Source organism: Aeromicrobium sp. REDSEA-S32_B7 (assembly GCF_001626145.1).
In the GTDB taxonomy this organism is placed as follows: domain Bacteria; phylum Actinomycetota; class Actinomycetes; order Propionibacteriales; family Nocardioidaceae; genus Aeromicrobium; species Aeromicrobium erythreum.
The window spans coordinates 1-8607 of the sequence record NZ_LUNF01000248.1 but is presented as its reverse complement, the minus strand read 5'-3'; the positions used below and the strand labels follow the sequence as shown (position 1 = coordinate 8607).

The window sequence follows — 8607 nt, the reverse complement described above, 5'->3', positions numbered from 1 at the left end:
GGTTGTTGGCCGCGCCGACGTTCGTGTAGACGAGGTTGCCGAGCATCTGGTTCGCGCCGCCGACGATGTTGACGCTGATGTAGTCGCCCAGCGTGAGTGAGAAGCTGAAGATCGAGCCGGCGACGATCGCGGGCAGCAGCAGCGGCATGACGACCGTGCGGACCGTCGTGCCGGCCGAGGCGCCGAGGTCGCCCGCGGCCTCGAGCAGCGCGTCGGGGACGCGCTCCATGCCCGCGAAGATCGGCAGGATGACGTACGGCAGCCAGATGTAGGCCTGCGTCATGACGACGGCCGTGAGCCCGTAGCCGGGGCTGTGCGCGCCGAACGGGTCGAGCACCCAGTCGACGAGACCGCCCTCGCTGAGCAGCGAGCGCCACGCGAAAGCCTTGACGAGGTAGCTGGCCCACAGCGGCGTCAGCACCGCGACGACGAGCATGCGTCGGGCGCGCGGCGACGCGACCTTGGCCATGAAGAAGGCGATGGGCAGAGCGATCGCGACGTCGATGACGGTCACGAGCACCGCGACGCCGAGCGTGCGGAGGGTGACGGTCCGGTAGAGCGACTCGGTCGCGACCTCGCGCAGGTTGTCGAGCGTGAGGCCGCGGTCGATCTCGCCCGTGAACGCGTCGACCGACCAGAGCGCGGTGACGAGCAGGGCCGCGAGCGCGACCACGTACACCAGCACGAGCCAGGTGAGCGGCGCGGAGAGGAACAGGCCGAGCCGCAGCCGTGGCCGGGTGGCGAGGAAGGAGGAGGCCCGGCGGGTGGCCGCCCCGACCCCGGAGGGGGACGGAGCGGCCACCGCGGGCGTGTTCGGCTGGGTCACGTCAGCCCTTGATCTCGGTCCAGGCCTTGGTCCAGTCCGAGTAGTCGGTGCACTTCACGTCGGTGCGACCGTCGAGGCACTGCTCGATGGGCGTGCGCCAGTACCAGATCTTGTCCGAGTAGGCCTTGTCACCGGCGTGGTACGTCTCGCAGAAGCCCTCGCTGGCGAACTCGCAGGCCTCCTCGGAGTTCGGCGACTCGCCGAAGTACTCGGTGGCCTGCGCGTTCGTCTTCGGGTCCTCGATGTGGTTGAGCCACGCGTAGGCGCAGTTCGGGTGCTTCGCCTTGGCGGCGATCATCCAGGTGTCGTTCCAGCCGGTGACGCCCTCCTCGGGCACCGTCGTCTTGACGTTCTCCTGGTCGATCGTGTTCGCGATGACCTGCCAGGTGGTGCCGACGACCGAGTCGCCGGTCTTGAACGCCGACGCCTCCTTCAGGTAGTCCGACCAGTACTCGCCGACGTTGGCGCGCTGCTCCTTGAGGAGGTCGACTGCCGCGGCGAGCTGCTTCTCGTCGAGGGCGTACGGGTTCTCGATCTTCAGCTCCGGCTGCTTGGCCATGAGGTACATGGCGGCGTCGGCGATGTAGATGGGCGAGTCGTAGGCGGTGACCTTGCCCTTGTACTGCGCACCCTTGTCGAACACGACGTCCCACGACGTCGGCTCGTCCTTCACGACGTCGCTGTTGTACATCAGCAGGTTGGCGCCGTAGCCGTGCGGCACGCCGTAGTTCTTGCCGTCGACGGTGTTCCACTCCTGGTCCTTCAGGAAGTCGAAGACCTTGGCGTAGTTGGGCACGAGGTCGGTGTTGACCTCGGCCGCGGCCTTGGCGGCGACCATGCGCAGCGTGAGGTCGCCGGACGCGGCGACGACGTCGTAGTCGCCGGACTTGGCGAGGTTGAACGCCTCGTCGGACGTGCCGTAGACCTTGCTCGTGACCTTGCAGCCGGTCTCCTTCTCGAAGTCGGTGACCCAGTCGGCGTCGGGGTCGTTGCTGCCGTCCTCGACGTAGCCGGGCCACGCGAGGATCGAGACCTGGCCCTCGTTCTTGCCGAGCTTGGTGGGTGCCTCGGTGGCGGCGTCGTCGCTGCCACCCCCGCCACAGGCGGCGAGGGCGAGGCTGCAGGTGACGGCGGCGGCGAGTGCGCCGACGCGTCCTCTCCTGGTCGTGGGCGCCGTCGACGGCTCGAGGACGACGAGGCGGGCCCCGTGCTCGGTGTCGACGACGACGCGGCGGCCGATGCCGAGGTAGATGGTCTCGGCGACGACGCCGCGGACGCGGTCGTGCTCCGGGGTCGCGGCACCGGCGTCGGGCTCGGCGGCGAGGTGGATCTTCTCCGGGCGCAGCGCGTAGCGACCGTCGCGGCCGAGGACGGCGCGCGCAGCCTCGGCGTCGAACAGGTTCGAGGTGCCGACGAACGAGGCGACGTACTCGTCGACGGGCCGCTCGTAGACCTCCTGGGGGCTGCCGAGCTGCACGATGCGGCCGTCGTTGAACACGGCGACCCGGTCGCTCAGCGTGAGCGCCTCCTCCTGGTCGTGCGTCACGAAGACGAAGGTGATGCCGAGCTCGCGCTGGAGCTGCTTCAGCTCGACCTGCATCTGCTCGCGGAGCTTGAGGTCGAGGGCGCCGAGGGGCTCGTCGAGCAGCAGGACCTTGGGACGGACGACCACCGCGCGGGCGAGGGCGACGCGCTGGCGCTGCCCGCCGGAGAGCTGGGTCGGTCGACGGTCGGCGACGTGGTCGAGGCGCACGGTCGCGAGGGCCTCGCGGGCGCGGCTGCGACGCTCGGCCTTGCCGACCCCGCGCACGCGCAGCCCGTACGCGACGTTCTCGAGCACGCTCATGTGCGGGAAGAGCGCGTAGTCCTGGAAGACGGTGTTGACGTCGCGCTCGAAGGGTGCCGTGCCCGTGACGTCGCGACCGGCGAGCTCCACCGTGCCGCCGGTCGGCTGCTCGAAGCCGGCCACGAGACGCAGCACCGTGGTCTTGCCCGACCCGGACGGTCCGAGCATCGAGAAGAACTCGCCGTCGGCGATCTCGAGGTCGACGCCGTCGACGGCACGGACGTCGCCGAAGTGCTTCTGGAGCCCGGTCAGGCGGATCGCGGGGGTGGCGCCGGTGCTGCTCATCGGTCTCCTTCGGCGGGCGTCCCGACGCCGTGCGCGCCGGGGCGGGAGGGTTGGTGAGCCCTGTCCGCGTCGAGAAACCTATGGCTTCAGATGTTAAATGTAAACAGCTTTCTGTCACCATCCGGTAAACAGGTGCCACCGTCGTCCCGCACCGACCGAGCCTGGACGTCGACCCGAGGAGATGCATGGCCGCCGTCCGACGCCGCTCGACCCGAGCGCGCACGGCCGTGTTCGCGCCCATCGGCGACCTGGGGCGTGCCGTGCGCGTCGAGCAGCGGCTCGCGCAGGCCATCCGCTCGGGGATCCTGGAGGACGGCGAGCGGCTGCCGAGCGAGTCGGAGCTGGCGGCGATGCTCGGCGTCGCCACGGTCACCGCCCGCGAGGCGCTCGTGTCGCTGCGTGCGCAGGGACTCGTCACGACGACGCGGGGGCGCGGCGGCGGCTCCTTCGTCACCCGTCCGGTCGGCGCGGCCGACGAGATGCTGGAGCGGCGCGTCGCGGCGATGACCCGCGTCGACATCGCCGACCACGGCATCCACTACGCGACCGTCCTCAGCGGCTGCGCCGAGCTCGCCGCGGAGCGTGCGAACGTGGAGGAGGTCGAGGACCTCCGCGAGATCCTCCCCGACCCGGGCACGACCGACGCGACCACCCTCCGCGCCGCCGACACCGAGCTGCACCTCGCCGTCGCCGCGCTCTCGCACTCCGCGCACCTCGCCCGTGAGGTGATGCGTCTGGAGATGGAGCTCGGGGCCCTGCTGCGGCTCGGGCTGCGCGACCCCGACCGGCAGGCGGAGCTGCGCGAGCACCACGCGGCCCTGCTGGCCGCGATCGCCGCGCACGACGGGAACGAGGCACGCGCGCTCGTGCGCCGGCGCGTCCGACGACTCCTCGGCGAGCTCGCCGAGCTGCACGCGAGGATCAGGTGAGCCCATGACCGACCGCACCCCCGTCCCCACGCCCACCCCCACCCCTGTCGGCCTCGGCGCGTGCGTCGAGGCCGTCGAAGCGCTGTTCCACCCGCTGCTGCACAGCCTGCGCGAGAGCGGCGACGCGCTCGCGCCGCTGTTCGACGGCGACGTCTCCGCCGCGCAGGTCCTCGACGCCGTCCGTCCGCACGCGCTCGAGGTGCTCGCCGACGCGCACACCGTCGGCGCCGGGTTCGTCGTCTCCCCCGGCCTGCTGACCGACGAGGAGTACCTGCTGGCCTGGTGGCAGGGCGACGACCAGGGGCGCATCCCCGACTCGATCGCCCTCGTGCAGTCGACCGACTACAGCCGCCAGGAGTGGTTCCGCACGCCGCAGCGCAGCCACGCGTCGCACGTGACGGGCCCCTACATCGACTACGTCTGCACCGACGAGTTCATGCTCACCTCGACCGTCCCCGTCGAGCGCGACGGTCGGATGCTCGGCGTCATGGGGGCCGACGTGCTCGCCGAGACGGTCGAGCGCACGCTGCTGGACACCTTCCGCGCGGCGCACGCCACGCTCGTCAACGACCACGACCGCGTCGTGCTGTCCTCGCAGGTGCACCTGTTCGCGGGCGAGCCCGTCGACCGCGACGCGTTCGGCACGCACGTGCCGTGCGCGGGCCTGCCGTTCACCGTGCTGGCGTGACCCCCGTGGCCCCCGTCTCGTCGGGGTAGGCGGCGACGACGAACGTGCGCAGCCGCTCGGCCAGCGCGGCCAGCGACGCCTCGGCGGGGTGCGTGGACGACCAGGCCGCGCTGCTCGCGCTCGACGGCCGTGTCGAGCACCTGACGGGCGGCGAACGTCGGCGGCACGGTGACGACGTCGTGCTCGAGCAGCTCGGCCAGCCCCACGCTGCCGCGGTCGGCCCACGCGTGGTCGGCTCGCACGTACGCCCACACGGGGAGCTCGGGCAGCGCCGCCGAGCGGAGCGGACGACGGGGGCGACGGGTGGTGACGACGAGGTCGGCACCGCGGCGCATCGCGTCGTCGACGTCGAGCGCGGCCGTCTCGACGACGGACGGCGTGGGGTCGTCGTCGCGCAGGCTGGCGAGGAACGGCGAGACGACGTCGGCGAGCGTCGTGGCCGGCGCCGCGATGGTGACCCGGTCGAGGCCGCCCTCGGCCTGCACGCGGGCGGCGGTGCGCAGCGTCTCGGCCGACGCCAGCACGTCGCGGGCCAGCGGCAGGAGGCTGCGTCCCGCGGCGGACAGCACGAGCCGTCCGGCCACGCGCTCGAAGAGGTCGACGCCGAGCTCGCGCTCGAGCTGGCGGAGCTGGCGCGAGAGGGCGGGCTGCGTGACGCGCACCCGCTCGGCGGCCGCGCTCACGGTGCCCGCGTCGACGACGGCGACGAAGGACGCCAGCGTCCGGATCTCCATGGCGCCATCCTATGCACTGGATGCATGGATGTGATCGTCGATCGGCATTGGACGGCATGGGTGGGACGGGTCGAGACTGGGCACGCCGCAGCTACGGCAGCACGCCTGGACCCGTCAGGCCGACCGCGAGAGGACCCGCCATGTCCGTGCCCCAGAGACGTCACCTCACCACCCCGCTCCCCGGACCTCGGTCGCAGGAGCTGATGGCCCGCAAGAGCGCGGCCGTCGCGGGCGGCGTGGGCACGACGATGCCGGTCTTCGCGGCCCAGGCCGGCGGGGGCGTCGTCGTCGACGTCGACGGCAACAGCCTCATCGACCTCGGGTCGGGCATCGCCGTGACGACGGTCGGCAACAGCGCGCCGCGCGTGGTCGCGGCCGTGCAGGAGCAGGTCGCCGCGTTCACCCACACGTGCTTCATGGTGACCCCCTACGAGGGCTACGTCGCCGTCGCCGAGGCCCTCAACCGGCTCACCCCCGGTGACCACGAGAAGCGCACCGCGCTGTTCAACTCCGGCGCCGAGGCCGTCGAGAACGCGGTGAAGATCGCCCGCGCGCACACCGGCCGCCAGGCGGTGGTGGTCTTCGACCACGCCTACCACGGCCGGACGAACCTGACGATGGCCATGACGGCGAAGTCGATGCCGTACAAGCAGGGCTTCGGGCCGTTCGCGTCCGAGGTGTACCGGGCTCCTCTGTCGTACCCGTTCCGCGACGGCGGCCTCGACGGTGCGACTGCCGCGGCCCGCGCACTCGACGTGGTCGAGAAGCAGGTCGGCGCCGTCAACGTGGCCGCGGTCGTCGTCGAGCCCATCCAGGGCGAGGGCGGGTTCATCGAGCCCGCCCCGGGCTTCCTGCCCGCCCTGGCCGCCTGGTGCCGCGAGAACGGCGTCGTGTTCGTGGCCGACGAGGTGCAGACCGGCTTCGCCCGCACGGGCGACCTCTTCGCCTGCGACCGCGAGGGGGTCGTGCCCGACCTCGTCGTGACCGCCAAGGGCATCGCGGGCGGTCTGCCGCTCTCGGCCGTGACCGGCCGCGCCGAGATCATGGACGCACCGCACGCCGGCGGCCTCGGCGGCACGTACGGCGGCAACCCGCTCGCGTGCGCTGCGGCGCTCGCCGCGATCGAGACCGTCGAGCAGGACGGCCTGGTCGAGCGGGCCCGTGCGGTGGAGGCCTTCCTGAAGGAGCGCCTGCACGCCCTGCAGGCGCGCGACGCACGCGTGGGCGACGTGCGTGGACGCGGTGCGATGATCGCCGTCGAGCTCGTCCGCCCGGGCACCACCGACCCCGACCCCGACCTCGCCCGCGCGGTGTCGGCGGCGGCGCACGCCGAGGGCGTCATCGTGCTCACCTGCGGCACCTACGGCAACGTGCTGCGCCTCCTGCCGCCGCTGGCCATCGACGACACGCTCCTCGGCGAGGGTCTCGACGTGCTCGAGGCGGCCTTCGCCTCCACGCTGGTGGGCGCGGCCCAGTGACCACACCGACCGAGGAGCCCCCCGTGACCGGAAACCCGCTCGACGACGCCCGCTCGCAGCTGCGCGAGGCGATCGACCTGCTCGGCCTCGACGAGGGCATGTACGAGCTGCTCGCCGCCCCGCGCCGCGAGATCACCGTGAGCATCCCCCTGCGCCGCGACGACGGCAGCGTCGAGGTCATCACCGGCCACCGCGTGCAGCACAACTACTCCCGCGGCCCCGGCAAGGGCGGCCTGCGGTACGCGCCCGACGTGGACCTCGACGAGGTGCGTGCGCTCGCCATGTGGATGACCTGGAAGTGCGCGCTGCTCGACGTGCCGTACGGCGGCGCGAAGGGCGGTGTGGCCATCGACCCCCGGCACTACTCGGCCGCCGAGCTGGAGCGCGTCACGCGGCGCTACACGTCGGAGATCGCGCCACTGATCGGTCCGGCGCACGACATCCCCGCCCCCGACGTCGGCACCGACGAGCAGACGATGGCCTGGATGATGGACACCTACTCGGTGAACTTCGGCCACACCGTGCTCGGTGTCGTGACCGGCAAGCCGATCAGCCTGGGCGGGTCGCTCGGGCGCGCGTCGGCCACGTCGCGCGGGGTGGTCATCGTCGCGTTGCAGGCCCTCGCCCACGTCGGCCTCGACCCTCGCGCCGCGACGGCCGCCGTGCAGGGCTTCGGCAAGGTCGGGCGCGGCGCTGCCCGCTTCTTGGCCGACGCCGGCGTCACCGTGCGTGCCGTGAGCGACCAGTACGGCGGAGTGCAGCGCGCCGACGGCCTCGACGTCGCCGCGCTCGAGGCGCACGTCGACGCGACCGGCTCCGTCGTCGGGTTCGCCGGCGCCGAGCCGATCGAGAACGCCGACCTCCTGGAGCTCGACGTCGACCTGCTCGTGCCCGCCGCGGTGGAGGGCGTCATCAACGGCTCGAACGCCGAGCGGGTCCGCGCGCGCCTCGTCGTCGAGGGCGCGAACGGCCCGACGACGGCCGAGGCCGACGCGGTGCTCGCCGAGCGCGGCGTCGTGGTCGTGCCCGACATCCTCGCGAACGCGGGCGGCGTGATCGTCTCCTACTTCGAGTGGGTCCAGGCCAACCAGGCGTACTGGTGGACCGAGGACGAGGTCGAGGGACGCCTCGCCGACCGGATGACCGCGGCCTGGCGGCACGTGCTCGCGCACTCGCGCTCCCTCGACCTGACGCTGCGCGCGGCCGCCACCAGCCTGGCCGTCAAGCGTGTCGCCGACGCCCACCTCCAGAGAGGCCTCTACCCGTGAGCACCCGTGCCGCCGCACCCGAGTCCGACCTGTCCGACCTCGACCTGCACCTGATCGATCCCGGCAGCGGCGTGCTGGTCGGCGGGCAGTGGCGCAAGGGCGGCAACGGCACCTTCGACGTCGTCGACCCGGCCGACCTGACGGTCGTGGCGCAGGTGTCCGACGGCGACCTCGCCGACGCTACGGCCGCGGTCGACGCGGCGGAGGCCGCCTTCGCCACCTGGCGCCGGACGGCACCGCGCGAGCGGTCGGTCGTGCTGCGCCGTGCGTTCGAGCTGATGCACCGCGACGCCGACCGCCTCGCCGCGCTGATCGTCCGCGAGAACGGGAAGTCGCTCGCCGACGCACGCGGCGAGGTCGTGTACGCGGCCGAGTTCTTCCGCTGGTTCGCCGAGGAGGCCGTGCGCCCCCACGGCGACTACGGCTCCTCCCCCGCCGGCGGCACGCGCACGATCGTCACGCACCGCCCGGTCGGCGTGGCTGCGCTGGTGACGCCCTGGAACTTCCCCGCGGCGATGGCCACCCGGAAGATCGCGCCCGCGCTCGCCGCCGG

7 protein-coding genes and 1 pseudogene are annotated in these 8607 nt (G+C 72.7%); 5 read left to right on the top strand and 3 right to left on the bottom strand.

Annotated features, from left to right (window positions below; all coding sequences use genetic code 11):
* Positions 1–826: ABC transporter permease (locus A6Q79_RS15665; protein WP_317698726.1), on the bottom strand; the 826-nt coding region annotated here is incomplete at its 3' end.
* A 1-nt stretch (position 827) separates the two neighbouring features.
* A complete protein-coding gene (locus tag A6Q79_RS15660; protein ID WP_317698725.1) occupies positions 828–2957 on the bottom strand; it encodes an ATP-binding cassette domain-containing protein in 2130 nt (709 codons plus the stop codon).
* Positions 2958–3142: 185 nt separating this feature from the next.
* On the opposite strand from A6Q79_RS15660, the gene A6Q79_RS15655 reads away from it, so the two are divergent.
* Complete coding sequence (locus A6Q79_RS15655) at positions 3143–3886, top strand: FadR/GntR family transcriptional regulator (RefSeq protein WP_067854672.1); 744 nt, start codon at positions 3143–3145, stop codon at positions 3884–3886.
* A gap of 4 nt (positions 3887–3890) precedes the next feature.
* Positions 3891–4574, top strand: coding sequence for a cache domain-containing protein (locus A6Q79_RS15650; protein WP_289017440.1), 684 nt, complete (start codon positions 3891–3893; stop codon positions 4572–4574).
* A gap of 170 nt (positions 4575–4744) precedes the next feature.
* Here the strand turns inward: A6Q79_RS15650 and A6Q79_RS18720 are convergent.
* Positions 4745–5308 (bottom strand): annotated as a pseudogene (locus A6Q79_RS18720) (LysR family transcriptional regulator); the annotation flags it as partial.
* 140 nt (positions 5309–5448) lie between these two features.
* Here A6Q79_RS18720 and gabT point away from each other — a divergent pair.
* From gabT to A6Q79_RS15630, 3 genes are all read left to right on the top strand, one after another.
* The gene (gabT, locus tag A6Q79_RS15640) at positions 5449–6786 is read left to right on the top strand and encodes a 4-aminobutyrate--2-oxoglutarate transaminase (protein ID WP_067854664.1); all 1338 of its coding nucleotides are present in this window, start codon (positions 5449–5451) and stop codon (positions 6784–6786) included.
* Positions 6787–6809: 23 nt separating this feature from the next.
* Positions 6810–8054, top strand: coding sequence for a Glu/Leu/Phe/Val dehydrogenase (locus A6Q79_RS15635; protein ID WP_202967704.1), 1245 nt, complete (start codon positions 6810–6812; stop codon positions 8052–8054).
* Between the two features lie 53 nt (positions 8055–8107).
* On the top strand, positions 8108–8607 hold a 500-nt coding region (locus tag A6Q79_RS15630), incomplete at its 3' end, for an aldehyde dehydrogenase family protein (protein WP_317698727.1).

Excerpts from the sequence above, each read along its gene's own strand:
- A6Q79_RS15655 (WP_067854672.1), top strand. The coding sequence starts at position 3,143 with ATGGCCGCCGTCCGACGCCGCTCGACCCGAGCGCGCACGGCCGTGTTC.
- gabT (WP_067854664.1), top strand. The coding sequence starts at position 5,449 with ATGTCCGTGCCCCAGAGACGTCACCTCACCACCCCGCTCCCCGGACCT.
- A6Q79_RS15650 (WP_289017440.1), top strand. The coding sequence starts at position 3,891 with ATGACCGACCGCACCCCCGTCCCCACGCCCACCCCCACCCCTGTCGGC.
- A6Q79_RS15660 (WP_317698725.1), bottom strand. The coding sequence starts at position 2,957 with ATGAGCAGCACCGGCGCCACCCCCGCGATCCGCCTGACCGGGCTCCAG.